The following is a 26,362-nucleotide window of genomic DNA, read 5'->3' on the forward strand; positions in this document are numbered from 1 at the left end:
ATTTAACCATTGAAACGTGATGTAAACATTGTAACCAGTTAAACAACCTGGGTATAGATCTTTATATTACATGCGCCGTTTGGTTTTAATGGTTGGTTTCGCTTGAGCAGGATTGTCAGGCCAGAAATGTTTAGGGTATTTCGCTTTCATGTCTTTTTGCACTTCACTATACGAACCTGCCCAAAATCTAGCTAGGTCTTGAGTTAACTGAATCGGTCGACCTGCTGGTGACACGATTTCAAGTAAAACTGCTATACCTTTTCCTGCGCTGGAATCACCCACTTCTGGTGTATTTTCTTGCCCATAGAGTTCTTGCATGGGTACAGACAAAATCGGTGATTTTTCTTCCCCATAGCGAATAGGGCATTTTCTTCCGGTCGGGCCAACATAATGACTTGGTGCTACCTTAGTTAGTAATTGCTGTTGCTGATAGGTGAGCAATGACAATAGCTGCGCTTTTAAATCGAGCTGTTTAAGCTTTTTCAAAGACACAATGTCACCAACAAAAGGCACCAACCAATCGTCCAGTTTACTTAGTAATGCCTGTTCATCGAAACTGGGCAGCTCAAGGTGAGATTGATGCCGATTTAACCAGCGTAGCTTAGCTAAAAATAATTGATCAGCAGCTTGCCAATTTAGGCAACCTAACCCTTTCTTCTCAATGAACGTGCGCCACATATCGCTAATTTGTTCAGCGGTTAATGTCTCTTTTATTGGTTTGCTGTCCAATACAATACGACCAATAACAGTTTGTCGTTGCGCAATAACAGCTTGTTTTCGTTCGTCAAAATAGACAGTATCCACATCTTCCGGCGCAATTATGTCCAATGCCTTTAGTTGCGTTAAAGATGCCCTCGCAGCCATCCTCACCAAATTCTGATGCTTAATGGTGTAACTGCTCGCATAGACGATGACCTCTTCAAAGCTCAATTCATCTTGCACAGGCACAACAACCCCTTTGCCATCATAGGTTAAATAGCGTCCTTCACTTTGGGTTTGTTTTGCAATGTTTTCGGGGAAAGCCAACGCCAATAAACAGCCACTATATTCAAGGGGCAGGCTGTCTACTTTTTTAACATTGAGCGCTCGCGATAGTCGCGTTACTTGCCGACCAATATGTTCAAAGCGTTTTGGCGCGTCACGCCATAGCATTACTCGCCTGTTAATGTCTGTTTGATTACGACCTTGATCGCCGCTTAATATATCTTTTTCCTCAAGCAATGAAACTAGTATGCAGGCCAAATAGGCTAAGCCATGAATTTCATGTTTTTGTTCAATTGATTTGCCGCCAATTAACATATGTGCAAATCTCGGCGACGTTGGAAATGCGGCTACAGAATCGCCATGGGCAGTAAGTTTTCGATTGTCATCAACAATCTTTAATTGTTTAAGCTCTTGCCAAGCCAAGTTTTCCGTAACCAAAACGGGGAGCGTAAGTAATGGAAGTTGCGACAATGCGGTTACACCCCATCGAGCAGCCTCGAGGACCACAGGTAGTAAATCAGTCCTCAAAATCTCACTTTCATGCTGTGCAGGCCGTCTAGCGTAAGCTTCTTTGTCATAAAGCCGGATACATACGCCCTCACTCAATCGCCCTGCTCGGCCAGCACGCTGGGTTGCTGAAGACTTTGCTATTTGCTGAACAACTAAGCGATTACTGCGTACATTTGGATCATACTTTGCCGCTTTTTCAAAGCCCGCATCAATAACAATACGTATACCTTCAATCGTTAAACTCGTTTCAGCGATATTGGTACTTAACACTACTTTACGTTGCCCCGTTTGATGCGCGATGGCAAGTTGTTGCTGTTGCGGCGTCAAACTGCCATGTAAGGCGACAACTTTTACGTCTTCATGTTGGCTTTCCGATAATTGACGAGCGATAAAATTAATATCTTTGACACCAGGTAAAAAAACCAAAATCGAGCCTTGATATTGCGTCAAAGCCCGTTTAATTTCTTTCGTAGCATGTAACTGCCAATCAAGTGCATTAGCAGGCGCATAATGAATATCAACTGGAAAAGATTTGCCCTGACTATGCAAAAACACCGCGTCTGGAAGTGCGCTTTGCAAATACTCCACATCTAGCGTCGCAGACATCAAAACTAATTTCAGCGATTCGTTAAAACCTTGTTGAATATCACGAGCAATCGCAAACGCTAAATCGGCATGTACCGACCTTTCATGAAACTCATCAAGCAGAATCATTGCGCAATCATTCATCTCTGGATCTGATTGCATTATCTGGGTCAATATCCCTTCAGTAATCACCTCTAATTGCGTGTGTTTTGAGACACACACGTCATGTTTTAAGCGATAGCCCACTCGCTGCCCAACCTCTTCTTGTAGCTGACTTGCGAGATATAAGGCAATCATCTTTGCGGCAATTCTGCGAGGTTGTAACAAGTAAATCTTTTTACCTTTAAAAGCATCGATATCTAACAGCCAAAGCGGTAATACCGTAGACTTACCCGCACCTGGAGGTGCAGTTAAAACTACAGTGTCATGTTGCAAAATAGCATCAATAAAAGGCTGTTGGATTTCAGATATAGGGTACATACAACTCGCTGTTTTACTTTTTAAACTATTATATCTAGATGCAGGTAAAGACGTGAGTAAAAGTTTGGTCCAATACAACCGTCTATTTAACTTGCAATTGGAGAAAAATCTGCTTACTTGGCTTTAAAAAAACAACTTGATATAAAAACTTATCCACTCACCCTAGGTCTAACATATGCTTAAAGAAGGCACATACAAACTCAACGTTACCGATAATATTTTGTTTGTGGAAGCACGTGGTCCATTTGATGAAGATGTTGTGAAGCAGTTTTCACAAGAAGCGCAATCCAGCGCGCATCAATTTAATGGACGCCGTTGGGGTAGCATTGTCACCTATTATGGAAAGGGGATTTTTACACCTGATGCGGAAGAAGCGCTGATATCCCTAACCAAACACCGCGTTGAACATGGCATGGTTGCTAATGCCAGTATTTTGCTAGAAACCAATCATGGTGACCTACAACAAATGCAATTACAGCGCGTATATCAAGCATGTAATGTGCAGTTTCATACCTTTTGTGACAAGCAAAGTGCGACCGATTGGATGCAAACCTTTTTAGCAAAAAAATAACTGATAAATCAATCTAAACAGTGCTTAGTCATTAAGGCATAATATAACCAATGATGTTTTTGTGACTGTTGCTATGAAGCTTACTCTTTTTCGCTCTACCCTAATTAAACGCTATAAACGCTTTTTAGCGGATATTTTTTTACCCAATGGGCAACAAGATACGATCCATGTTGCCAATACCGGTGCGATGACAGGCTGCGCTGCCCCCGGCGACACTGTTTGGTTTAGCGAAAGCAATAGCAAGACTCGCAAGTACCCACGCAGCTGGGAAATTACGCAAACAGCCCAAAATCACTTTATTTGTGTGAATACCATTCGCGCTAATCAACTGGTAGAAGAAGCTTTAATGAATGGCGTTTTCGATGAGTACTTTACCTTTGATACCTTAAAGCGAGAAGTAAAGTACGGCAACGAGAATAGTAAGGCCGATTTCATGCTTTATCAGGGAGACTCTGCCCACATCATTGAAGTTAAATCAGTGACACTGCTCGAAGGTAACCAAGGGTATTTTCCTGACGCTGTTACGCTGCGAGGTCAAAAACATTTGCGTGAACTTGCAGATATTGCAAAAAGCGGTGACAAGGCAACACTTATATTCGCGGTTCTACACTCTGGCATAGACTCTGTAGAGGCAGCTGAGCATATAGATGCAAAGTACGCACAACTCTGTGTTGAAGCCCAAAATGCAGGTGTCAATTTTCTGGGCATTAAAGCGCAATTTGCTCAAGCCGCAGAATCATTCGACATTTCTCTACTTAATCATGTGCCCGTTTTACAAAACCAGTAACAAATAAGTAACATTTTTAATCGAAATTATTTGACGAGCATGGTAAAAAATTGCTAAAAGGTCATGTTCATTCATAATGAATGGCCGTTTAAAATTGGTCTCTGCGCTAATATTTTCATAAGCTTTTGATTTAATTAAATAATAAATAAAATCATTCGGTTTACTTGAAATTACAATTCGAGACACAATATAAGCGAGTAGTTTTATCAGATGTATTGGCAGTCCAGTTTACGTTTGCCAGAGCGTTAACTGCTAGCATTAGGAGAGTCAGCATGCCAACAAACAAACCTTTAGGTATTTTAGCCCTTGCCGGTGTTGAACCGTATCAAGAAAAGAAAGGCGAAGAATACATGAACCCTGAGCAACTAGAACATTTTAAAAAGATTCTAGAAGCTTGGCGTAATCAACTTCGTGAAGAAGTAGATCGTACGGTTACACATATGCAAGATGAAGCTGCTAATTTCCCAGATCCTGTTGATCGAGCAGCGCAAGAAGAAGAGTTCAGTTTAGAGTTAAGAACACGTGACCGTGAGCGTAAACTCATCAAGAAAATTGAAAAAACACTTCAGTTAATTGAAGAAGATGATTTCGGTTTCTGTGATGCGTGTGGCATCGAAATAGGCATTCGTCGTTTAGAGGCACGCCCTACAGCGGACCTTTGTATCGAATGTAAAACATTAGCAGAAATTAAAGAGCGTCAAATGGCAGGTTAGTCCTGCATGCTCAGTACAGTAAGTCAGCGACCGACTCCTTATCGCGGTCGCTTTGCTCCCTCTCCCTCGGGCCTGTTACACTTTGGCTCCCTGATCGCAGCACTCGCGAGTTATTTAGACGCAAAAGCCCATCAAGGCCAATGGTTACTTCGAATAGAAGATATCGATCCACCTAGAGAAATGGAAGGAGCTGCCGACCAAATACAACGTACGCTAGAGGCATACGGCTTGTATTGGGACGAGTCGCCACTTTATCAAAGCCAACAGTCGAGCTATTACAAAGAGTTATTGGCCGAGTTGCATGCTAGGCGGTTAACCTATCATTGCAATTGCACGCGAGCACAAATAAAAGCTGATGGCGGTATTTACCAAGGTCGCTGTAAAAACAAAGAAGATGTTAGCGCACCTTATGCTATTAGACTGAATAATCAGCAAGCTATTTATCAATTCAATGATTTGATTCAAGGTAAAGTCGTCTGTGACAAAGCACTCGCTGCAGAAGACTTTATACTGTTTAGAAAAGACGGGTTATTTGCATATAACTTAGCAGCGGTTGCCGACGATGCCTATCAGAACATTAGTCATGTAATTAGAGGCTGTGATTTACTCGAACCAACAGCAAGGCAGCTGTCTTTATTTCATACCTTGAATCTGCAAGCGCCGACTTACGGTCATTTTCCTTTAGCAACAACGGATCAAGGATATAAGCTGAGTAAGCAAAACAAAGCCCCAGCGATAGACTGTAACAACCCCACTCCAACACTAATAGCCGCTTTAAACTTTTTGGGGCTGACAACACCAAAAGAGTTATCAGAAGGAACACATACAGAAATTTTAGGTTGGGCCATATCTCATTGGCAACGCCAATTAGTTCCTCAAACCACAACTATCGAAATCAGCTAGAAGTACACATATTTTCGTAGAAAAAACCATCAAAATACAGCAAAATTAACCGAATTTGCATTCTCATTTATACGCGCTTGGTATATCATACTCGCCTTATTTTTAACCAAAACAAGCACTAAATCTATCTTCTAAGGATTTGGTCTACACTAGTTTCTTACATCATTTGATTAAACGAATTTTATCCAAACTTAAGAATGGCAAGGCGAATATGAAACAGGCCGGCACAACCAAATTGACACGCGATCAACATCCCGTGTCGCGCAAGATGCTGAGCCCAAATGCCGTAAAAGTAATGTATCGTCTCAACAAAGCTGGCTTCAAGGCTTACTTAGTTGGAGGTGGCGTTAGAGATATTCTGTTAGGTCTTAAACCCAAAGACTTTGATATAGCGACCGATGCAACGCCAGAACAAGTTAAATCTGTATTTAGAAATTGTCGCTTAATTGGACGCAGATTCCGTTTGGCGCATATTTTGTTTGGAAAGGAAATCATTGAAGTGGCGACCTTTAGGGGTCACCATGACGCGAATGAAAAGGCGCATCACGACAAAATATCTAAAAAAAGTAACGAAGGCATGTTACTTCGAGACAATATCTACGGCTCGATTGAAGAAGATGCGCAGCGACGTGATTTCACCGTCAACGCTTTATATTACGGCGTGGATGATTATTGTGTATATGACTACGCCAATGGTTTGCAAGATATTGCCAATAGGCAAATCCGATTAATTGGTGACCCCGAAACACGTTACCGTGAAGATCCTGTGCGCATGATCAGAGCGATTCGTTTTGCCACTAAGCTGGATATGACCATTCATCCAGATACACAGGCGCCTATCGCAGAGCTTTCGTCGTTGATGGGTAATATCCCGCCAGCACGTATGTTTGAAGAATACACCAAAATGTTTTTATCGGGCAAAGCGTTGGCTAATTTTGAAATGTTGCGTCAGTACGGTTTGTTCCGCTACTTTTTCCCTGCAGCAGATCGCATGCTAAACGATGATAATCCGCAATTACTGGCTTTTATCAGACAAGCTCTGAGCAACACAGATCAACGTATAGCGAATGAACAGCGGGTCACGCCTGCCTTTTTATTAGCTGTTATGTTGTGGGTTCCGTTACAACATCATTATCAACGTTTCATGGAAAAGAAAGGCGCCGTTGCACAAGATGCAATGTACGCTGCCATGGGGCAAGTGATCGACGAGCAGCAAGCGGCGATCGCGATACCTCGCCGTTTTCAAACGGTGATGCGAGATATATGGATGTTGCAAGAGCGCTTAACTCGTCGCGAAGGAAAGAAAGCATTTCGACTCGTTACACATCCTAAGTTTAGAGCCGGCTACGACTTCCTATTGCTGCGCGCCGATACTGCAGAAGTAGATAAAGAAACCTTATCTGCGCTTGCAAAATGGTGGACAGATTTCCAACAAGTGCCTGCACAAACGCAAAACCACATGGTAAAAGCTGTTAATAGTGGAAGAACGACAAAGAAACGTAGTTATCGCCGCAGAAAAAAGCCGAGTACAGGTAACTAATGAATACCGTGTTTATTGGTTTAGGGAGTAATTTAGACGACCCTCTAAATCAGCTAAAGCAAGCGATTGAAGCATTAAAGCGTTTACCTCAGTCTACGTTAACAGGTGTGTCGTCCTTATATGGCAGCAAACCAATGGGACCGCAAGATCAACCTGATTATGTTAATGCCGTTGCACAATTATCTACGTCTTTGGAGCCCATTTTATTACTAGATTCGCTACAAGCCATTGAGCAAGATTTTGGCCGTGAGCGCATTAAACGTTGGGGCGCGAGAACCTTGGATCTAGACATTTTGCTTTATGGCCAACACATTATCGACGAACCGAGACTTGTTGTGCCCCACTATGGCTTAACTGAACGTGAATTTGTGTTGATCCCACTTGCAGAAATTTCCCCAGAATTAACGCTTCCAAACGGACAATCTATCCAAGCATTAGCAGAGACAATTGACCGCAATGGTCTTGAACGTCTTTGTACAATATAATAGGCAAAATTTAGCACGCAGTATCTGCTATAACTTTATATAAAAGCGAGTCTACCTATGGCAAAAATCACCACCGCTACACTTCGAAAAATGAAAGACAACGGTGAAAAAATCGCAACTATCACCGCATATGATGCAAGTTTTGCGAAGCTTTTTGATCAAGCTGGCGTACATGCCATTTTAATTGGCGATTCATTAGGCATGGTATTACAAGGCAATGACGATACGCTGCCAGTATCAGTCGATGATATGGCCTATCATACCCGTAGCGTTGCCAATGGTGTAAGCGAAACCTTAGTAATCGCTGACATGCCATTTATGAGTTATGCCACCAAAACACAAGCGTATGAGAATGCCACTAAGCTTATGCAAGCGGGTGCCTCAATGGTAAAAATGGAAGGTGGCCGCTGGTTGGTTGACACCATTGAAGGGCTAGTAGAGCGAGGCATTCCTGTGTGTGGTCACTTGGGCCTAACCCCACAGTCAGTCAATGTGTTTGGTGGTTTTAAAGTGCAAGGTCGTAGTGAAGAACAAGCTGCTGATATGATTGAGCAAGCCAAAGCACTAGAAAAAGCAGGCGTGCAGTTAATTGTATTAGAGTGTGTCCCTGCATCATTAGGCAAAGCAATTACAGATGCTGTCAATGTGCCAACAATTGGCATCGGTGCAGGTAAAGAAACAGACGGTCAAATCTTAGTCATGCACGACGCACTTGGGATTTCATTTAGCTATATGCCAAAGTTCTCTCGCAATTTTCTGGTTGACACCGGCGACATAAAAGCGGCTGTTGAACTTTATATAAAGGAAGTTCAAAACGGAAACTTCCCTGGTCCTGAGCATACCTTTAACTAAAAGACGCTAATATGATCACAGTAGACAACATAGAGCAACTTAGACAACAAATTCAAGCGTGGAAACGAGAAGGCCTAACCATAGGTTTTGTACCAACCATGGGCAACTTGCATGCCGGCCATATTTCCTTGGTTGAGGAAGCACATAAACACGCGGATAAAATTGTAGCGAGTATTTTTGTCAACCCAATGCAATTTGGCGCTAATGAAGATATTGATAACTACCCGCGCACTTTGGAAGATGACAAGTCAAAATTAGTCGCAGTTAATACGGATTTGCTGTTTTTACCTACCCCTGAAATCATGTATCCAAAAGGATTAGACAAGCAAAGCTTTGTCGAAGTGCCTAATGTGTCAAACATATACTGTGGTGAAAGCCGCCCAGGCCATTTTAGAGGCGTGGCTACTGTGGTGTGTAAACTTTTCAATTTGGTGCAACCTGACAACGCCTGTTTTGGCCTTAAAGACTATCAGCAGGTCAAAGTTATCCAAACGATGGTCGAAGATTTATCTATGCCTGTTGAGATAATTCCTGTTGCTACAAAACGTGAAGCAAGTGGACTTGCCATGAGTTCGCGCAATAACTACCTGAGCGATGAAGAAAAGGCGCAAGCCGCTGAGTTGTTTAAAGCGCTAAGCTGGTTGGCGGAAAAAGTGTCGCAAGATTCGGACTTTATTGGCTTGTCAAAGCAAGCAGGTGAAATGATAGATAATGCAGGCATGCAGGTGGATTACATCCATATTGTTAATGCCCGTACATTACAACCTGCTAGCGAAGACGATAGAAACCTTGTCATTTTAGCGGCTGCCCATTGCGGTAAGGCGCGACTAATCGACAATCTAGCGGTTAGTCGCAAAGCCTCTTAAGTAAAGTCAGCGAGTAAGTGCTGATGCTGTTCAGCAATAGCAACTTGCTCGTTGAGAATCTCTTGTAATACTTCCTTACTGGTCAGCGGATTCGCCAGTACGACCCGAAAGACAACTACTAAACGATTATTGTATCGTTCCATATTAATACGCGTCCGTGATACAAAAGATTGACCGCTTTCACGTTGTTGCTTTTGTATCACTTTAGTTAATCTATCAAGTTTAGCGTTGATAAGTTCTTCCGTCGCCAAAGGCGTGTTCTTGTTCTTCAGCTTTTGTTGCAACCAAGCAGGCACGTAACGATAAGTGAGTAAACACAGCTCAGGTGCTGTCATCAATTCAAAATCATCATGCTGTGCTATCAGCTGAGCAAAATAATGAGCTTTTTCAATGCCCTTATCGATTAACAGCTCATATCCAGGGCGGCTGATAATGTGCAAACTTGCATACAGTAACAAAGCCATACCCGGTCTTGAACCTTCTAACGTATGAGAACCTAAATCCTTAGAGCCCTTACGTAAAATATACTCTGCATGATGTTTAATGATATTAGCAGCTTCCGCATCTTTAAATACGACTATGCCTGCTCCCATCGGGATATACATCTGTTTATGAGCATCAATAGTAACAGAGTCTGCCTCGTCGATACCTGCCAATAGATGACGATAATTGTTAGACAATAAAGTGGCTCCACCCCAAGCCGCATCAACATGAAAATGCGCTTGATACTGGCGAGCTACCTCTGCCATTTCAGCGAGCGGATCAACTTTGCCGGTTTCGGTAGTACCTGCAATACCAACGATTGCCATGATTTTTTTGTTCTGTTTTGACAGCGATTCACAGCATTTTCGCAGTTGTTCAATATCGATTTTTTGCTCGGAGTCTGTTGCTACTGCGATCACGTTGTCGCGCCCTAATCCAAGCACGTCAGCAGACTTTTTAATGGAGTAATGGCCACGCTCAGACACTAAAATTACCGCATCGTCATAGCCGTAATACGCTAGTGCTTTATGCAGCCCCTCAGCCGCGATGCCTTTAAACGAACCTTGTGCCTTAAAAGCGTTGTTTCGCGCCACCCAAAGCGCGGTTAAATTGGCAATAGTGCCACCTGAACAAAACGCACCAAGCGCATGAGTGCGGCTGTGCATATGAGCGTCATAGAAATCGTCTGCTTGTTTATATACAAGATTGTGCATCATCCCAAGCACTTGGCGTTCAAGCGGAGTAAACGCTTTCGATGTTTCAATTTTGACGAGGTTTTGGTTTAGACCCACCATGATTTTAGACAAAGGCAAAACAAAATAAGGTAATGCCGAAGTCATATGGCCGATAAAGCTGGGGCTTGCAGTATGGACAGACTGTGCAACTAATTTATCAAGGAGGTGTTGAGTATGATCTGAAACAAAACTTGGTTGCTCAGGTATGTTGGCGCCGCTAAAGTCTTGTTCGATTTCAGTCAAAGGCTTTTCTAACGCAACAATATGTTCGTTTAAGAATCCACCCAAATTTTCAGAGATTTGTCTTTCTATTTTTCCTAATGTCGTTTCTGGCGACTCAGGTATAGTAAAAATGCGATTGAGCGTTGCTTCTGTCGCTTTCGCTTGTTGTTTTTCAATGGTCATAATTACGGATCGTTATTCTTTTTAGCTGAGCTCTTATCATCTTCTACCCAACCTAATACGTCCTTTATTATCGACCATCTTGAGCCTTTAGGCACGGCATTTTCACCTAAAATCCAATAACTATACAATTCATTAACAAAACCTGAGGCATGTTGAATGGTTAACCAGTTGTTTAAGAATGTATGTAAAGACTCATTTCGCTTAGCTACTGCATAGGAAGCAGGATATGACTTAATTTTTTCTCGATTAAACAGCGTGGTATATCCAGGATACAAAATTGTCCAAGCTTTACCCGCCTCTAAGCTAATCAATAAACCGTCCCAAGTCTTGCCATCATCTTCAAAAAAGGTGCGATCTGAATCTATATTTTCTACCACCAAATTAGGATAGCGTTTCTTCAACTGTGGAATAATTGAATAGTCACCAACTGCTGCAAGCCGCACTTCTCTGTGATCAAGTATGTTTTTCTCGTTACTAAATTCTTGTACACGATGATCTTTTACAACAACCGAGTAATGAAGCTCTAGTACAGGGTCGGTATACATAAGGCGCTGGATACTGCTCGTTGTCATTTGCAAACCCGAAACAGCAATATCAAATTCACCACGATTCATCGCTGTCGATGCTTGTGATATACGATAAGGAATAAACGCAATTTTAACGCCAATTTCAGACGCTAATTGCTCCATCATATCAACATCGAAACCAACCAATTTACCATTTTGATTAAAATAACTAAAAGGCACCTGCTTAGGGTTGTAGCCAACACGCAATACACCGCTTTTTTGGATTGCAGCAATATTTCGAGGTGGTGTTGGCTCGGTATTCGTGTCTAAATGGTATGTGCGTACTTCCTCTGGTAAATCCTTGGCTGTACTCATTTGCGCAATCACTTCATCCATTACGTATTCAGTATCGATAAAGCGATTTAACGTTACCGTTGTAGCAACCAATATGCCGCCAACGACAACAGGCGTGAGTAAGCTGTATGCAAGCAAACGTTTCGCGTTAAATTTGGCTCTACCAGTTAAAATAGCCGTGCCACCAACAGCGAGTACAAAAATATTCATGGCAGCAAGCAAAGACGTAAAACGACTGGTAAACAAACTTGAAACCATATAGAGCTGGAATAAATCGGCTGGTAATTCAAGCGAGTCTAATAACATAGGCACTGTTAGGTAGACACTACCAAAGAGGCTAATCAAACCGTTGATAGCCATGGGAATATAACCGACAAAATCGACATCCCTGCCGGCAAACCAACCCGCAAACAAAACAAATACTATGGTCAGTAGCTTGCCTAGATTTGGGAAACTAAAGACGATTGGAATAATAATATTGGCGTAGTCATCGGTACTTTTATCGCCGATATCATATTTGTGAAACAGCTCTTTGGTGCGCTCAATAAGCAGCGGCAAAATAATAAAAATATTACCAGCTGCAAAGGCCGTAATGAGTGCATCGCGAGCAATCGTCGTGATATCGCGATAACTAAATGGCGTAAAGGCTGCCAATATTGCCGGCAATAACCAATAAGTAAGAATGACGGTCATAATGATATGCGCGACAAAATATACTTGTAGCTTTTCAAACTCGCCGATATCCATTGTGCCAGCGGTAGATGCGGTCATCGCAAAAATACCCAAAGGCATCAATTTAACAATGTATTGTGTAACCTTGTTAAATGCCTCTCCCAGCAGTTGCATAGGCTCTAACAATATTTCTTTTTTATCCATTGAAATAAGTGCAATACCTGTTGCAACACAGAACAATACAATGGCAGGAATATAGCTATTAGATAGCGAGAAAAATGGGTTTGACGGTATATACAAATCCAATAGGTTGACCGTAGGTGGCGCTTCCAAAGTTTTTAAGTTGAAGAAATCCCCTGCTTCCCAAACTGGAAAGGTAAACTTAATCAGGTAGATGAACAGCAGGCCAAAGAACCAGATGACCAACATAAGTTTGCCCACCTGCACACCCAACGATCGTGCCTGCTGGTGAGACAATCGTCCTAAACTTGAAATGAGGCTCACCAAAATATATGGAATGATGGTCATTTGCAGTAATTTGATGAAGGCATCACCAATAATGGCCATCCAAGCCACCATTTCACCAAAAAACAAACCAACAACGATCCCTATTGCAAAAGACAATAGGATCAAAGTAGACATACTCATTTTTAGTTTTTTAAATGCCATTAACACTTCTCATTTTGGCGCAATACGATTGCCTGTTGATACACAGCTTCATACTCACTGACCTTCTCTTCCCAAGCAAAGGTTTTAATGGCATGCGCTCTGCCTGCATCAGCCATTTTTTCGGCCAACACACGATCACTTAAGATTTTATAACACGCATCTGTTAATTTTTCGACATCTAACGGGTCTGCCATAAACCCTGTAACGCCATCAACAACAACTTCTGGTATGCCATCACAATTGCTCAGCACAGGCGGGACTCCACATGCCATAGCTTCTAGCGCCACCATGGAAAACGATTCATTAAAACTTGGTTGAATAATACAGTCAGCAACAGGAAGCAAAGTTTCGACATTTCTGACCTTTCCCAATGCAGTAACTTTATCGCCAATACCCAGTTCGGCGCACATGGTTTTTGTTCTTGCAAGCTCAGGGCCGTCCCCTAATAAAATTAGTCTAGCATTTACTTTTTCGGTCAAGTTCTTAAATACCTTAATCACCGTATCGGTATTTTTCACCGGTCTGAAATTCGAAATATGCATAATGATTTTTTCATCAGCGGCAGCCAATTTCGCGCGTGTTTTATCACTGTAGTTATTCGGCGTAAAAACTTTTGAATCGATAAAGTTATGCACAACAACAATTTCTTTTTCGATATCAAAATGTTTCTCGACATAATGTTTTTGGAAATGAGACACAGTGGTTACCATACAACTGCGATTGATACTAAACCGATTTAATGGAAATAACGGCTTGTCACGACCAACAATGGTGACATCGGTGCCATGTATGGTGGTAATTACGGCAAATTTATGTGGACTAATTTCATTTGCTAAATAACAACTTAGCGAGTGTGGAATAGAATAGTGAGCATGAACGATATCAAGTTGAAACTCGGTGGCAACTTCGACAATTTTTGCTGTTAACGCAAATGTCACCAAAGGGTCGTCAAACAACGGATAGTTAATGCGCTCTACGTCATGAAAGAATACATTGGGCAATTCATCTAACTTGAAAGGTCTCATCTGTGCGATAAAGTGCACTTCATGGCCTTTTTTTGCTAGCCCTACACCTAACTGAGTCGCAACAAGACCCGAACCACCTATGCTAGGGTGGCAAACAATACCTATCTTCATCGCTTTGCTTTCTAATACCTGATGTCTGGAATTTTGTAGACACAACAAACGTCACAAAACAAGGTGAACTGTTTATATATTAGTAGCTTAGCTTTTAAACTTGCAACTATTTATTAACTTAATTTTAACTTGAGTTGCCAGCACTGTTGACTGCTGTTTTGGTACTTTGCTTCAAAGGGAGTAAGCGCTTGTTGCGCAGGTGCAACAGCACTGATTTCACTACTGATATTCAACAATTGAGCGGCGTATTGAAACTCTTCTAGATATAAACGCCAGTTACTTCGCAAAATCATCTCTTTGCCAATATTGAGCATCGTTGGAAAAACAGCACTGCCATGCCAGCGGCGCTGAACATGCTTAGATTTTGGCCATGGATTAGGGTACAACACATAATGCTTGGTTACCGGCCACTTTGCTTGTTCAACGAGTCTGAAAAAATCATTTAAATCTGCACGCACTAAAACATAATTATCTGCAGACCAAATATCCTCCACCTGCCGTTCGATACGATTAGCTGATTTGTCCACCCCAATCACTAAAGCGTCAGGATGTTGTTGTGCGAGAATTCGCGTGCTTTGCCCGACACCGCAGCATGCATCAAGAATAATGTCGCCTTGGTGTGCCTGAACTAATTTATTAACTTCATCAAAGGCGATTTGCGTATGCGCTTGAATAGGCTTTTGAAAAGCATGCTTAGCATGCTTCTCAACGATTTTCTGCAAATTGTCATGTATGCCCGTCTGGTTGCTGATGATCGCCTTTGAATCACCCGATGGTGTTGTTTCAATATCAGACATTACGAGCGTAACCCTATCCCTTTAGTTATCAGTGTCATTGCAACGGTAAACAAAGTCACAATAAATACGCCAAGCACGGTAAAACTCAAGGTTAAATCGACATCGGTATAGCCTAAAAATCCATACCTAAACGCGTTAACCATATAAACGATTGGATTGACTTTTGACACCCACTGCCAAAACTCAGGTAATAAGCTCAATGAATAAAACACGCCACCCAAATAAGTTAATGGGGTTAATACGAAAGTTGGGATGATTGATATATCATCGAAACTGCCGGCAAAAATCGCATTAATCAAGCCACCAAGCGCAAAAGTAGCAGAGGTAAGTGCAACGGTTACGATGATTACCCAAATATTGTGAATTTGAATTTGAGTAAAAAACATCGCAATAATGGTAACAATGATACCGACTAGGATACCTCTTGCCATGCCGCCACCCACGTAGCCGGCGACAATAACCCAATTAGGCACAGGTGCTACCAACATTTCTTCAAGGTTTCGCTGCCATTTAGCCGAGAAAAAGCTCGATGCCACATTAGAGTAGGAGTTTGTTATTACACTCATCATAATCAGGCCAGGGACGATAAATGACATATAATCAAATCCCCCCATTTGACCTATTCTAGAACCAATCAACGAGCCAAAGATTATAAAATATAAACTTATGGTAATGGCAGGCGGTACAAGTGTTTGCACCCAGATACGCATAAAGCGGTGTGTTTCTTTATGTAGAATGCTTTTTAGAGCAATGTAATTCACACTCGATGACATGTTATGCGTTCTCCTGTTGTGCGCTTTTTACAAGGTTAACGAAAAGCTCTTCCAAGCGGTTTGATTTATTGCGCATACTGATCACGTCGATGCCTTGCTGTGACAGCTGAGCAAATACCTGGTTTACGCGACGCGTTTTCTCAACATCTACTTCCATCGTTGTTTCGTCGATGCGTCGATACTCGAAACCTTCCAGAATTGCTTCGCCACTACCTGTCGCTAGATCCAAGACAAACGTTTCTTTATCAAGTTTTGCCAAAAGCGACTTCATATCGGTATTTTCAACGATGGTACCTTTGTCGATAATAGCGATATTGCGACACAACATTTCAGCTTCTTCGAGATAATGCGTTGTCAAAATAATGGTGATTCCTTGCTGATTTAGGGTGCGCAAAAAATCCCACATAGAACGTCTTAATTCGATATCTACGCCAGCAGTTGGCTCATCGAGTATAAGAATTTTTGGTTCATGCATTAACGCCCTTGCGATCATCAAACGACGTTTCATACCACCTGACAACATGCGAGCAGCATTGTCGCGTTTGTCCCATAAATCGAGTTGCTTTAAATACTTTTCGGCGCGTACATGTGCTTCTTTTCTTTCTACGCCATAGTAACCCGCCTGATTAACCAAAATTCGGGTGAGCGATTCAAACTGATTGAAGTTGAATTCTTGAGGCACTAATCCAATATAACTTTTGGCGGTTTCCAATTCGCTGTCGATACTATGCCCAAAGACTTCAACTTGACCAGCAGTTTTGTTGACTAGCGAGGTAATAATACCGATGGTGGTAGACTTGCCTGCGCCATTAGGCCCAAGTAAAGCAAAAAAATCGCCCTCTTTAACAGATAGGTCGATACCTTTTAACGCCTCAAAGCCACCTTTATAGGTCTTTTTTAATTGCGTTATTTCCAATGCATGTTGCATATAAAACGACTCCTCGCGTAGGAAAATTAGTGCTAATCATATGATAAGTCAGGCAGTTTAGCAGATTCACAATCAACTTATTAGCATTGTTCATTACTAAGCCATCAAGCTCAATTATAAGCCCCGTCAACACCTGTTTAAACACATTTTGAAGATTGTATACAATTAGTTGTAACTCAAACTTAAACAACTTATAGTGTTTGCGTACAGTCTATATGGTATGTAAACATGAATTTTAAACCCTTTACAAAGGCATTGCTAATTTCGGCGGCCACTGCCTCCACATTATTTGGTTGTCAGCAAGAAGATAAAAACACCCAACACATAAATGACACAGCGCCATCATTAACATTGGAACAAATCTACAAAGACCAAACTTTTCGTTCTGATGGTATAGGCCGCATCAGATGGTTAGCCGACGGTTCAGGTTATACCGCAGTAGAAAACGGCGAAAGCGGCAAAGATATTGTCGTTTATAATCCGGATACATTAGCCCGAACTGTTTTGGTAAGCGCGGCTCAATTGACTCCCAAAGGAAGCGACAAGGCATTAACCATCGACGATTACAGCTGGTCAGCAGATCGTTCAAAGTTACTGATTTACACCAATAGCAAAAAAGTTTGGCGCTCAAATAGTCGTGGTGACTATTGGGTGTTGGACTTATCAACAAATGCACTTAAGCAATTAGGTGGCGAGATGCAAACGCCTAGCAGTTTGATGTTTGCTAAGTTTTCACCCGATGGTGAGCAAGTTGCCTATGTACATGCTGACAATATTTATGTCGAATCCTTGAGTAGCAGTGCAATAGATGCGCTAACCAAAGACGGTAAAGACGGTATTATTAACGGTTTGTTTGACTGGGTTTATGAAGAAGAATTCATCATCAGAGACGGCTTTAGGTGGAGCCCTGATGGACAACACATCGCGTATTGGCAACTCGATACTAGCGGTAGCAAAGACTTCATCATGATTAACAACACCGATACCTTGTATCCAACCATTACCAAATTCCCATACCCTAAAGTAGGCGAAACCAATGCACTTGCTAAAGTCGCTATTGTTAATCTAGAGACCAAGAAAACATTATGGCCAGAATTGCCTAACAATTCCCGAGAAATGTATATCCCGCGAATGAATTGGGCCGGTAATAGCGACGCTATTCTGATTCAACATGTCAATCGCAAACAAGACACCAATTTGCTTTATCTTGCCGATGCTAAAACCGGTAATACACGCCATGTTTTTACCGAGAAAGAAGAACACTTTTTAGATTTTTATGATGATGCGCATTGGCTTGACGGCGGCGAGGATTTTATCTGGACAAGTGAACGCAGTGGCTGGCGTCATTTTTACAAAGTATCTCGTGACGGTTCGTCACTTGTTAACTTAACGGATGGCAATTTTGACGTCACCGGTTTACAAGCCATCGATCAAACCAACGGTTGGTTGTACTTTATCGCTTCGCCCGATGACGTTGCTCAACGCTATTTGTATCGCAGTAAACTTGACGGCTCTGTATTAAATCAGCGCGTCACGCCAAACAATTTCTCTGGTTCGAATAACTATTACATGTCTGACAATGGTCAATGGGCTATTCACTATCACTCAAGTTTTACTGAGCCAACACAAATCAGATTAGTTGCTGTTGATGGTCATGAGACTAAACACACCTTGATGGATAACAAAGCATTACGGGATAAACTTGCCACATTTGAACATGCGAAAACAGAGTTTTTCCAAGTAAAAGCGCAAGATGGATTACCACTAGATGGTTATATCACAAGACCTGCAGACTTTGATCCAAACAAAAAGTATCCGATTATCTTTTTCGTTTATGGCGAACCATGGGGACAAACGGTACAAGACAGGTGGCGTGGCAACAGTTATTTGTGGGATCAGTTACTCACCCAAAAAGGCTTTATAGTTGCTTCAATAGATAATCGTGGTACGCGAGCGCCAAAAGGCCAGGCGTGGCGTAAATCAATTTATGGCGCGGTTGGTGTGCTATCTTCACGAGATCAGTCTGATGCATTAACAGCTATGGCAAAGCAATGGCCTTATATCGACACAGACAGAGTGGGTATTTGGGGACATTCAGGTGGTGGTTCTATGACACTTAACATGTTGTTTAGATATCCGAAACAATACCATGTAGGTATTTCTTCTGCACCGGTACCCGATCAGAAGCTTTACGATACTATTTACCAAGAACGTTATTCAGGATTATTACCTGAGTATGAAGAAGGCTATGTAGAAGGTTCACCGATTACTCATGCAAAAAACTTAGAAGGTAAGTTATTGCTTATTCATGGTACAGGTGACGACAACGTGCATTATCAGGGGGCCGAAAGTTTAATTAACGAACTTATTAAACATAATCGTCAATTTGATTTTATGTCGTACCCAAATAGAAGCCATTCGATTCGAGAAGGCGAAGGTACGGTATTGCATTATAAAACCATGCAAACAAACTACTTTGTTGAACACTTGAAACCAGAGTAATTTGCTACAAAAAAAAGCCAGTAGCATGCTACTGGCTTTTTTATTTCTTTCGCTTGATTAAAACAGCGAACCAATCTCTAGTTTTACCACAGTTAGATCGAGGTCTTCCCCGCTATTTGTGCTGACAAAGTTCATGCCGACACCCGCACGTACAAAACTATAGTTATCAAATTCATACTTCAAACCCACGGCGCCATTGTATGAAAAGCGCGAGTCATTGTAGGTCGCTTGATAGGTGTCGCAAATCCAACCCCACCAAGGATCCCACCAACAAACGCCTTCTGGCGGCGCGCTGGCAATGTTCGAATCAATATAGGTCCAGCCAACGCCAGCTTGAACGTACGGCGTAAACTTTGTGCTAAATACGTTATAAACCAGATTAAATTGGCTATGCCAAATATCTGCTTTGTGATGAATCTCAGGTACTTCATTACCATTGTCATCGATTAAGTTGGCTTTATAGGTAGGTCTTGTCGCTACCATTTCAAAATTTACGGCGACGTGTGGGTTAAAGTTATACCCTAAAGTAAAACCCCAACCTAAATCATCTTTAATTTCGAGTGTTGAGCCTTCGTAACTTTCAATGAATTGATCATCAGCACCAATAATTTGGAAACTGCCTTCCCATTTGCCCGAGCGAATGGATTCATTGGCAAGCGCTTGTGTCGTTGTGATCCAAAAGAGCAATATACTCCCGACGATAGTACCCCATTTACTCATTTTCATATCTCGTCCTTATTGTTGCTGCGATGTCCTCTAAAAAGTTAACACAAAATTTACATCGATGACTAGCGTATGTCGATATATAGTCAGAAATACAAATAAAAAAGCCACGCTTTTGCGTGGCTTATCAACATTATATGGGCTTTCTATTTACCAGCACGAGAGACGTATTCACCTGAACGAGTATCAACCTTTACTACCTCACCAATCTGAACAAACAAAGGTACTCTGACTACAGCACCCGTTGTTAAAGTAGCTGGTTTACCACCAGTTCCGGCAGTATCACCTTTAAGGCCTGGATCTGTTTCAGTAATTTCCAACTCAACAAAATTTGGCGGGGTTACTGAAATTGGAGAACCATTCCAGTTAGTGATCGTACAGATATCACCTTCAACTAACCATTTTGCCATGTCACCAACTGCTTTCTCGTCAGCAGCAATTTGCTCAAAGGTTTCATTGTTCATGAAATGCCAGAATTCACCATCAGCATACAAGTATGCTAAGTCAACATCCATAACATCAGCGCCTTCAACAGAGTCACCTGACTTGAATGTTTTTTCCAGCACTTTACCCGATAATAATTTGCGAATTTTTACGCGGTTAAATGCTTGTCCTTTACCTGGCTTAACAATTTCGTTCTCTAAAATGTTGCAAGGTTCGCCGTCAACCATTATTTTAAGGCCGGCTTTAAATTGGTTTGTACTGAAATTAGCCATAATATAAATTCTCTTATGGAAGCTTTTGACTTTACGAAATATAGAAATGCCGCAAATAATAACGCAAATCGAACCAAATTTGCACACTTCTTGGAAAAAAGAATTGGCAGAAGTGATCACAGATCCCAAAGAACTGTTGCTCGCTTTATCCATTCCACCTGAACAATACGAACAAGCCTTTGCTGCGCGTAAACTTTTTCCTGTGCGCGTACCGCGTCCGTACCTATCACGAATTGAGCAGGGCAACATCAACGATCCGTTGCTAAAACAAGTGATGCCGATGGCTGACGAGTTTGTGGAAACACCTGGTTATGTAACCGACCCGTTAGAAGAGCATGATACTGCGGTTGAAGGTTTACTACATAAATACAAAAATCGAGTGCTGTTAATCGTAAAGGCCGGATGTGCAATCAATTGCCGTTACTGTTTTAGGCGACACTTTCCCTACGAAGATAACAGCCCCAATAAAGTGAGGTGGCAACAAGCACTCGACTATATCGAGCAGCACAGCGAAATAGACGAAGTGATTTTTAGCGGTGGCGACCCATTGATGGCAAACGATCAGCAATTAGCATGGTTTGTCGAAAAAATAGAGCAGATAAGCCACATAAAAAGGTTGCGCATTCATACTCGATTAGCGGTGGTAATACCGAGCCGTATCACTCAGGCCTTTTGCCAAATGTTAGCGCAATCGCGCCTTAATGTTGTACTAGTTACTCATATCAATCACGCCAATGAAATCGACCAAGATGTCGCTGATGCTGTTGAAAAACTTAAACGTGCAGGTATCACGCTGTTAAACCAAAGCGTTTTACTTAAAGAGGTTAATGACAATGTTGAACAGCTAGTTGCGTTAAGTAATGCATTATTTGATATCGGTATTTTACCCTATTACTTGCATACTTTTGACGCCGTCCAAGGTGCAGCACATTTCGATACAGGCATCGAGAAAGCGCAAGCTTTGTATGAACAATTGTTAGCAAACTTGTCGGGCTATTTAGTCCCTAAATTGGTAAAAGAAATCGCAGGCGAACCTAACAAAACGCCTATAAATTTGAGATAATAACTGGGTCTTGTAATTAAACCCTAAGCCTTATCATGAGCGATATTAATCAACAATTGATCGACAACATATCGATAATTCTGAAAAAATCTTTGGCAGCAGACGCCACGTTGGCTGATTTACGAGCTAACGACAAAGCGAAGTTTAAGTCTATTTTTACGACAGATTCAGCGTTCAGTGTAAGCGCAGATACCTTTCAACCTTATGTCGAAGAACTAGCGGATGATTTAGTGCGTTGGCAACAGTCGCAAAGCCAAACCACGTTAGTGGCAATGGTGAAAAAGATAGAACAATTGTTTGCGGTACTTGGACAGTTTGAAAGTAGTTACAGCGACTAAATCACGTCGCTGTATTCATGTCGATAGTATATACTACTTTAACGTCATGTTTATTAAGCAACTCCAATGCTTGCAAGTTAATCTCACTTGTCGTACTTAAATACAGCTCCCAATCCAAGGTACCCACGTACGCCAGTACATAAAGATCTAACCCTTGAACGGTAAAGCCCCGCAAAAACACACGACATGGCTTTTCCAAAATCATATCATGAGCATCAAGCAGCGCTTTAAAGTCGGTCATAAATGCCTGTAACTTTGCATGCTTAGTATCTGGCGCTACCCGAATTCTTGGTCTGTAAGCGATTCGCTCGCGTTCCGTATAGTTTTCGATTTGTAGGTCAACAAACTGAGAATTGGCAATATGAACAACTGTGCGTTCAACAGTACGAATACGCGTTGCTCTTAATCCTATTTCTTCAACCACACCACGTTGCGTGCCAAAACGGCAATAGTCGCCAATTTTAACGGGCGCCGAAGTATATAAGGTCACCGCACCAATGATGTTTTCAATAGTTTTTTGGGCGGCCAAAGCAAACGCGATACCACCAATACCTAAACCCGCTAGCAGCGTGGTTGCGCTAAAGCCAAGATTTTCCAACCAAACTAAAAAGCCGACGATAACGATAATACTTTTAAACACTGTACCTGCTGGACGCAGTAAGTAGACGGCTAGCGGTTTTTCTTGTGAAATAAAGCGCTCTTTCATCACTTCATTAACAAGATCTACCGCGCGGAAGAAGAACCAACACCATGCAAATATCAGTATGGTGGCCCCTTCAAATATCGCCCTAACGGCAAATGTCATGTTCTCTTCGACTAGAATTGATCGTGCAATAATAATCGTAGCGAGCAAGGTAACAGGACCACGAATAAAACTAATGGTGTAAGGTTTAACTTCTTTATTGACGCGTTTAATAATCAAGGTAGCGATAAAGGTTACGATTGCCACCGCTAGGTAATACGCAAAGGTAATTGACAAGTAATACAGCCATTGCCAAAGCTCAACACCAAACGCACTTGCTGAAGGCAGATGACGACTTAACCACTCTCCGTACGCGTCATAACCAAATTCTTTGTATAGCGCAGGAATTTGTTCTACTGTTGCGTTTGAGATTTTCCAAATTCGTACCCGATCTTCCTTGCGCGGAATACGCTGCAGTAGCACGTTCACGCGACCATTTTTGGTTGTGATTTTGCCTACCAGTTCTCGGTAACTAGGTACTTCTTCAGTCAAATTCCCTTTGGGGTGTTCACTAATGGCATGCAAGTCTACCCATAATGATCGATTCAGTATGACGTAAAGCTTACGTGCAAGTTCTTCACCACCATACACTTTGGTCGCGTCTGATAGGTTGCGTAAATCAAGATAGTTTGCCGCCAATGCAAAGTCATTATTTCTTGCTGCACGCAAAAAACCCGCCATTGCACTTCTTGGTTGGCCGCGATTAAATTCGTCAGAAGGCACATCAAAGGCATTTTCAGCTCCTTCTAGCTGTTCTTTTTCAGCGTCTTCTTGTTGCTCTAGCACTTGTTTAACGGATACACCTTCCTCCTGATAAGCGAACGCTTCAGGACTCAAAAACAATAGTAAGCTAGCAAACATTAAGACTCTGACCATAAATCAACAACTCTATCTATCTGAAATAAAAGTAGTGTTTTGTAATAACAGCATATAAGTAGATCAAAATCTAGGCAACAAAAAGCCGCACAGTATGCGGCTTTAGTTATTTTCTATTCAATTAAGATTGATAATAAGGTTTATATGTTGATTCAAAACTGTTACTCAACATATGTTTCATTCACAATAAAAAAGCCGCTTCAAGAGCGGCTTTTTTTAATGTTTAGCTAAACTATTTTGCTTCGTAAAATTCACCAAAGGTATCTTTGAACCATTTATCGAACATAAATTTCTCATGTCCTAAAAAGTCTCTACGATATTTCAAGGTAACACTTTGTAAGAAGTTCATGTCTTTTACATTAACATCTGTAGCTTCAGCTACAACCTTACCTGTGTTGTCCATCAATTTGTATGAAAAATCAAAGCTTGGGTAGTATGGCTCTTTAATCACACGGATTTGATTTGTGGTCATAATCGTATCACCAGCTAAATCAACATTGGTAACAACCATATCTAACTTGTAACCTTGTGGTAAGTTACCCATAAGCTCATTGAAATGTTTGTTCATAGTATTGAATACACGCTCTCTAAAGCCCTTGCGAGACTCTTGTCCGGAGCGAATATCACGATACTTGTCAAAGTCTTGCCAAGTAATTTTTACCGTTTCAAAACTATCAGAAACATACGAAGTTTCTTGCTCTCCAGTAGAAGAACAACCCGCCATTAACGCTGCGCCAAACACTAACACAGCTATTTTAGAAACTAATTTTTTCATACGCTCTCCTCAAAGCAATAAAAATTAATTCAGCTACAAACTAAATATACGACAATTTCACTAAATAATTGTATTTATTTGTAATTATTTTGGCTGATATTGTTTAAACACTTGTGAAACGATATTTTCTGTACGTGCAATACGCTCATTTACAGGCAATTCTTCATGCACAAAACCCTGTGCAGCGCCACGCCATACACGTTGCATTTGTTCTGCATCTTCTATAGCAACAAGAAAGCTGCCCTTTTCTAAACCGTCTGTATGAGGTAATCCAGGTACAACGCCAAATTTCTCCGCAATCGTCGCATCAGACACATCTTCTTCTAGGACAAGCGCAAAACGCACCCATATCTTGGCTATTTTTGGCTCCTGAACAACAGTGTAACCTCTGTCGATCATCTGTTGTGTGATCGCATTAGCATAAATGTGGTAAGCGCCGTCGACCTCTTCGTCGCTATAACGTTGGTGCTCGACCTTTATCGGCACAATGGCAAATGTGCTACCTTGTTCAAAATTAGCCGGCATATCTTGTACTGCAGATACAGCTAAGCGAGATGCCTGAGTACTGTTTTCTTGCACTTGAACGCATGCACTTATTAAAAGGATAGATGCAATTAAACTAATAATACGGGGAGTAGTCATTGTTATTATTTCCTTGTGTTATTTACTTCATTTTTACACTTTATCAGCAAAAAATCATAACTATTTTGCAACGATTTGTATTCACGTTAGCAAACTGCTGTGATGGCAGTTTTCAAAACCTACGTCTATTCTTTGGCAGCAAAAAGATGTTTAAACGTAAATGCTTGCTCTGTCTCACCATGAGCGCGTAAATAATGTAATTTTTGCGCGGCTTCTTCTAGCGAAGGGATATGATCTTTAGGAATCCACCATAGTACATAACTAGCGGCTTTTATTGGCTCAAACCACTCTTTCTTACGACTTAGAAAGGGTTTGTGTTGGTCACCCATCATAAACTGCTTGAGCGTGTCTGGCGAGGTCCAAACGGACATGTTTACGATGACATTTGATTCGTTAAACAGCGGGATATTAGCCGTTTCCCCCTCTGTTTCTTGCCAACGCCAAACAAAGCCTTCGCTTTGTTCAGCATTTAAATTCACGGGTTCAAGATTCTCGACAAAGGGCTGTATTTCTGGTGCATCTAACGGGTATTTAGCTTTAGCAATATTTAGTTGGGCAAGATACATCATGTTTTCCTTATTGTTGTATAAAAAGCCCTTGTAAAAAGCGCTTAACTTTCGCCGTAACCCCAACGCGGCATAATCGATTGATCGATTCCCAAGTGGTCTAAAATACGACCCACAACAAAATCAACAAGATCGTTTATATCTTTAGGGTTGTGATAAAAACCTGGGTTGGCTGGCATTATCGTGACGCCCTGCTCAGATAGACTAAGCATGTTGCGTAAATGAATGGTTGAAAATGGCATCTCGCGAATCAACATCACAAGTTGACCCTTTTCCTTGATCACTACGTCAGCAGCTCGCTCAATCAAAGTATCACTCAAACCATTAGCGATAGATGCTAAGGTGCCTGCAGTGCACGGAACAACAACCATCTGTTTTGGCGCTGCAGATCCCGATGCCACAGGCGAGAACCATTCGTGTTTGCCAAAAACTTTGATCTGCTCTGCTTTCGCATTAAAGTGCTGAGTAAATTTTTCTGTTGCAGCATCCGGTGATGAAGGCAACTTAAAACCTTCTTCTGTATCTAAAACGATTCGCCCTGCACTAGAAACAAGGATATACAGTTGGTAATTTGCCGCCAGCAAGCACTCTATCAAACGCATGGTATAAGGCGCACCTGACGCACCTGTAATTGCTAACGTAATCGTTTTTTCAAATGAAGCCACATCTTCTCCAATCATTGGGGT

General features: G+C 41.6%; 25 protein-coding genes. 11 read left to right on the forward strand and 14 right to left on the reverse strand.

From position 1 onward, the window contains the following. Positions 1-66 precede the first annotated feature (66 nt). Entirely contained in the window at positions 67-2,559 is a 2,493-nt protein-coding gene (hrpB, locus tag QUD85_RS13130) for an ATP-dependent helicase HrpB (RefSeq protein ID WP_093331064.1), read from the reverse strand. A gap of 175 nt (positions 2,560-2,734) precedes the next feature. Here hrpB and QUD85_RS13135 point away from each other — a divergent pair, with 175 nt between their 5' ends. The 8 genes from QUD85_RS13135 to panC all read left to right on the forward strand — a co-directional run bounded on the left by QUD85_RS13135 (position 2,735) and on the right by panC (position 9,276). Next, complete coding sequence (locus QUD85_RS13135) at positions 2,735-3,130, forward strand: hypothetical protein (protein ID WP_093331061.1); 396 nt, start codon at positions 2,735-2,737, stop codon at positions 3,128-3,130. Between the two features lie 73 nt (positions 3,131-3,203). Continuing rightward, positions 3,204-3,917: a DNA/RNA nuclease SfsA gene (gene sfsA, locus QUD85_RS13140; protein WP_093331059.1), complete on the forward strand. Its 714-nt coding sequence runs from the start codon at positions 3,204-3,206 to the stop codon at positions 3,915-3,917. A gap of 272 nt (positions 3,918-4,189) precedes the next feature. Beyond that, positions 4,190-4,630 carry an RNA polymerase-binding protein DksA gene (gene dksA / locus QUD85_RS13145; protein WP_093331056.1) on the forward strand — a complete coding sequence of 147 codons (441 nt, stop codon included), beginning with the start codon at positions 4,190-4,192 and terminating at the stop codon, positions 4,628-4,630. Positions 4,631-4,636: 6 nt separating this feature from the next. After that, complete coding sequence (gene gluQRS / locus QUD85_RS13150; RefSeq protein ID WP_093331053.1) at positions 4,637-5,533, forward strand: tRNA glutamyl-Q(34) synthetase GluQRS; 897 nt, start codon at positions 4,637-4,639, stop codon at positions 5,531-5,533. Between the two features lie 211 nt (positions 5,534-5,744). Then, positions 5,745-7,073, forward strand: coding sequence for a polynucleotide adenylyltransferase PcnB (pcnB, locus tag QUD85_RS13155; protein ID WP_093331051.1), 1,329 nt, complete (start codon positions 5,745-5,747; stop codon positions 7,071-7,073). Beyond that, complete coding sequence (folK, locus tag QUD85_RS13160) at positions 7,073-7,558, forward strand: 2-amino-4-hydroxy-6-hydroxymethyldihydropteridine diphosphokinase (RefSeq protein WP_093331047.1); 486 nt, start codon at positions 7,073-7,075, stop codon at positions 7,556-7,558. Before pcnB ends, folK begins: the two co-directional genes overlap by 1 nt. Before the next feature lie 57 nt (positions 7,559-7,615). After that, a complete protein-coding gene (panB, locus tag QUD85_RS13165) occupies positions 7,616-8,410 on the forward strand; it encodes a 3-methyl-2-oxobutanoate hydroxymethyltransferase (RefSeq protein ID WP_093331044.1) in 795 nt (264 codons plus the stop codon). Between the two features lie 11 nt (positions 8,411-8,421). Next, complete coding sequence (gene panC, locus QUD85_RS13170; RefSeq protein ID WP_093331042.1) at positions 8,422-9,276, forward strand: pantoate--beta-alanine ligase; 855 nt, start codon at positions 8,422-8,424, stop codon at positions 9,274-9,276. On the opposite strand, the gene panP is transcribed toward panC, so the two are convergent. From panP to QUD85_RS13200, 6 genes are all read right to left on the reverse strand, one after another. Then, entirely contained in the window at positions 9,273-10,898 is a 1,626-nt protein-coding gene (gene panP / locus QUD85_RS13175; protein WP_093331040.1) for a pyridoxal-dependent aspartate 1-decarboxylase PanP, read from the reverse strand. The genes panC and panP overlap by 4 nt on opposite strands. Positions 10,899-10,900: 2 nt before the next feature. Continuing rightward, on the reverse strand, positions 10,901-13,099 hold the full coding sequence (locus QUD85_RS13180) for a cation:dicarboxylate symporter family transporter (protein WP_093331037.1): 2,199 nt from the start codon (positions 13,097-13,099) through the stop codon (positions 10,901-10,903). Continuing rightward, positions 13,099-14,235 carry an N-acetyl-alpha-D-glucosaminyl L-malate synthase BshA gene (gene bshA / locus QUD85_RS13185; protein WP_093331036.1) on the reverse strand — a complete coding sequence of 379 codons (1,137 nt, stop codon included), beginning with the start codon at positions 14,233-14,235 and terminating at the stop codon, positions 13,099-13,101. Before bshA ends, QUD85_RS13180 begins: the two co-directional genes overlap by 1 nt. Before the next feature lie 113 nt (positions 14,236-14,348). Next, on the reverse strand, positions 14,349-15,032 hold the full coding sequence (gene trmB / locus QUD85_RS13190; RefSeq protein WP_093331035.1) for a tRNA (guanine(46)-N(7))-methyltransferase TrmB: 684 nt from the start codon (positions 15,030-15,032) through the stop codon (positions 14,349-14,351). After that, positions 15,032-15,805: an ABC transporter permease gene (locus QUD85_RS13195; protein WP_093331033.1), complete on the reverse strand. Its 774-nt coding sequence runs from the start codon at positions 15,803-15,805 to the stop codon at positions 15,032-15,034. Before QUD85_RS13195 ends, trmB begins: the two co-directional genes overlap by 1 nt. A gap of 1 nt (position 15,806) precedes the next feature. Then, positions 15,807-16,733, reverse strand: a complete 927-nt coding sequence (locus QUD85_RS13200) for an ABC transporter ATP-binding protein (protein WP_093331027.1) — start codon at positions 16,731-16,733, stop codon at positions 15,807-15,809. Positions 16,734-16,961: 228 nt separating this feature from the next. On the opposite strand from QUD85_RS13200, the gene QUD85_RS13205 reads away from it, so the two are divergent. After that, positions 16,962-19,235 carry a S9 family peptidase gene (locus QUD85_RS13205; protein ID WP_093331022.1) on the forward strand — a complete coding sequence of 758 codons (2,274 nt, stop codon included), beginning with the start codon at positions 16,962-16,964 and terminating at the stop codon, positions 19,233-19,235. A 57-nt stretch (positions 19,236-19,292) separates the two neighbouring features. On the opposite strand, the gene QUD85_RS13210 is transcribed toward QUD85_RS13205, so the two are convergent. Both QUD85_RS13210 and efp read right to left on the reverse strand, forming a co-directional pair. Beyond that, positions 19,293-19,961, reverse strand: a complete 669-nt coding sequence (locus QUD85_RS13210; protein ID WP_093331020.1) for an outer membrane beta-barrel protein — start codon at positions 19,959-19,961, stop codon at positions 19,293-19,295. Between the two features lie 143 nt (positions 19,962-20,104). Further along, a complete protein-coding gene (gene efp / locus QUD85_RS13215) occupies positions 20,105-20,674 on the reverse strand; it encodes an elongation factor P (protein WP_093331018.1) in 570 nt (189 codons plus the stop codon). 46 nt (positions 20,675-20,720) lie between these two features. Here efp and epmB point away from each other — a divergent pair, with 46 nt between their 5' ends. Together epmB and QUD85_RS13225 are read left to right on the forward strand one after the other, a co-directional pair. Continuing rightward, positions 20,721-21,737 (forward strand): EF-P beta-lysylation protein EpmB, encoded by a 1,017-nt coding sequence (gene epmB, locus QUD85_RS13220; protein ID WP_093331015.1) that lies wholly within the window; start codon positions 20,721-20,723, stop codon positions 21,735-21,737. A gap of 35 nt (positions 21,738-21,772) precedes the next feature. Next, positions 21,773-22,075 carry a hypothetical protein gene (locus tag QUD85_RS13225; protein ID WP_245732132.1) on the forward strand — a complete coding sequence of 101 codons (303 nt, stop codon included), beginning with the start codon at positions 21,773-21,775 and terminating at the stop codon, positions 22,073-22,075. 1 nt (position 22,076) lies between these two features. Here the strand turns inward: QUD85_RS13225 and QUD85_RS13230 are convergent, their stop codons facing one another. From QUD85_RS13230 to QUD85_RS13250, 5 genes are all read right to left on the reverse strand, one after another. Then, positions 22,077-23,678: a mechanosensitive ion channel family protein gene (locus tag QUD85_RS13230; protein ID WP_245732131.1), complete on the reverse strand. Its 1,602-nt coding sequence runs from the start codon at positions 23,676-23,678 to the stop codon at positions 22,077-22,079. Positions 23,679-23,925: 247 nt separating this feature from the next. Beyond that, positions 23,926-24,468, reverse strand: a complete 543-nt coding sequence (locus tag QUD85_RS13235; RefSeq protein WP_093331007.1) for a DUF3016 domain-containing protein — start codon at positions 24,466-24,468, stop codon at positions 23,926-23,928. Positions 24,469-24,552: 84 nt separating this feature from the next. Beyond that, complete coding sequence (locus QUD85_RS13240) at positions 24,553-25,110, reverse strand: DUF4136 domain-containing protein (protein ID WP_093331004.1); 558 nt, start codon at positions 25,108-25,110, stop codon at positions 24,553-24,555. Between the two features lie 125 nt (positions 25,111-25,235). Then, the gene (locus QUD85_RS13245; protein WP_407705080.1) at positions 25,236-25,679 is read right to left on the reverse strand and encodes a DUF3291 domain-containing protein; all 444 of its coding nucleotides are present in this window, start codon (positions 25,677-25,679) and stop codon (positions 25,236-25,238) included. Positions 25,680-25,720: 41 nt separating this feature from the next. Then, the gene (locus QUD85_RS13250) at positions 25,721-26,341 is read right to left on the reverse strand and encodes a flavin prenyltransferase UbiX (protein ID WP_281241771.1); all 621 of its coding nucleotides are present in this window, start codon (positions 26,339-26,341) and stop codon (positions 25,721-25,723) included. Positions 26,342-26,362 lie beyond the last annotated feature (21 nt).

The sequence above is a fragment of the Thalassotalea agarivorans genome, from assembly GCF_030295955.1.
GTDB classification, from domain to species: Bacteria; Pseudomonadota; Gammaproteobacteria; order Enterobacterales; family Alteromonadaceae; genus Thalassotalea_D; species Thalassotalea_D agarivorans.

Bases quoted from the DNA above. Each gene is read 5' to 3' on its own strand.
- hrpB (WP_093331064.1), bottom strand. From the start codon at position 2,559: ATGTACCCTATATCTGAAATCCAACAGCCTTTTATTGATGCTATTTTG.
- QUD85_RS13135 (WP_093331061.1), top strand. From the start codon at position 2,735: ATGCTTAAAGAAGGCACATACAAACTCAACGTTACCGATAATATTTTG.
- sfsA (WP_093331059.1), top strand. From the start codon at position 3,204: ATGAAGCTTACTCTTTTTCGCTCTACCCTAATTAAACGCTATAAACGC.
- dksA (WP_093331056.1), top strand. From the start codon at position 4,190: ATGCCAACAAACAAACCTTTAGGTATTTTAGCCCTTGCCGGTGTTGAA.
- gluQRS (WP_093331053.1), top strand. From the start codon at position 4,637: ATGCTCAGTACAGTAAGTCAGCGACCGACTCCTTATCGCGGTCGCTTT.
- pcnB (WP_093331051.1), top strand. From the start codon at position 5,745: ATGAAACAGGCCGGCACAACCAAATTGACACGCGATCAACATCCCGTG.
- folK (WP_093331047.1), top strand. From the start codon at position 7,073: ATGAATACCGTGTTTATTGGTTTAGGGAGTAATTTAGACGACCCTCTA.
- panB (WP_093331044.1), top strand. From the start codon at position 7,616: ATGGCAAAAATCACCACCGCTACACTTCGAAAAATGAAAGACAACGGT.
- panC (WP_093331042.1), top strand. From the start codon at position 8,422: ATGATCACAGTAGACAACATAGAGCAACTTAGACAACAAATTCAAGCG.
- panP (WP_093331040.1), bottom strand. From the start codon at position 10,898: ATGACCATTGAAAAACAACAAGCGAAAGCGACAGAAGCAACGCTCAAT.
- QUD85_RS13180 (WP_093331037.1), bottom strand. From the start codon at position 13,099: ATGGCATTTAAAAAACTAAAAATGAGTATGTCTACTTTGATCCTATTG.
- bshA (WP_093331036.1), bottom strand. From the start codon at position 14,235: ATGAAGATAGGTATTGTTTGCCACCCTAGCATAGGTGGTTCGGGTCTT.
- trmB (WP_093331035.1), bottom strand. From the start codon at position 15,032: ATGTCTGATATTGAAACAACACCATCGGGTGATTCAAAGGCGATCATC.
- QUD85_RS13195 (WP_093331033.1), bottom strand. From the start codon at position 15,805: ATGTCATCGAGTGTGAATTACATTGCTCTAAAAAGCATTCTACATAAA.
- QUD85_RS13200 (WP_093331027.1), bottom strand. From the start codon at position 16,733: ATGCAACATGCATTGGAAATAACGCAATTAAAAAAGACCTATAAAGGT.
- QUD85_RS13205 (WP_093331022.1), top strand. From the start codon at position 16,962: ATGAATTTTAAACCCTTTACAAAGGCATTGCTAATTTCGGCGGCCACT.
- QUD85_RS13210 (WP_093331020.1), bottom strand. From the start codon at position 19,961: ATGAAAATGAGTAAATGGGGTACTATCGTCGGGAGTATATTGCTCTTT.
- efp (WP_093331018.1), bottom strand. From the start codon at position 20,674: ATGGCTAATTTCAGTACAAACCAATTTAAAGCCGGCCTTAAAATAATG.
- epmB (WP_093331015.1), top strand. From the start codon at position 20,721: ATGCCGCAAATAATAACGCAAATCGAACCAAATTTGCACACTTCTTGG.
- QUD85_RS13225 (WP_245732132.1), top strand. From the start codon at position 21,773: ATGAGCGATATTAATCAACAATTGATCGACAACATATCGATAATTCTG.
- QUD85_RS13230 (WP_245732131.1), bottom strand. From the start codon at position 23,678: ATGTTTGCTAGCTTACTATTGTTTTTGAGTCCTGAAGCGTTCGCTTAT.
- QUD85_RS13235 (WP_093331007.1), bottom strand. From the start codon at position 24,468: ATGAAAAAATTAGTTTCTAAAATAGCTGTGTTAGTGTTTGGCGCAGCG.
- QUD85_RS13240 (WP_093331004.1), bottom strand. From the start codon at position 25,110: ATGACTACTCCCCGTATTATTAGTTTAATTGCATCTATCCTTTTAATA.
- QUD85_RS13245 (WP_407705080.1), bottom strand. From the start codon at position 25,679: ATGATGTATCTTGCCCAACTAAATATTGCTAAAGCTAAATACCCGTTA.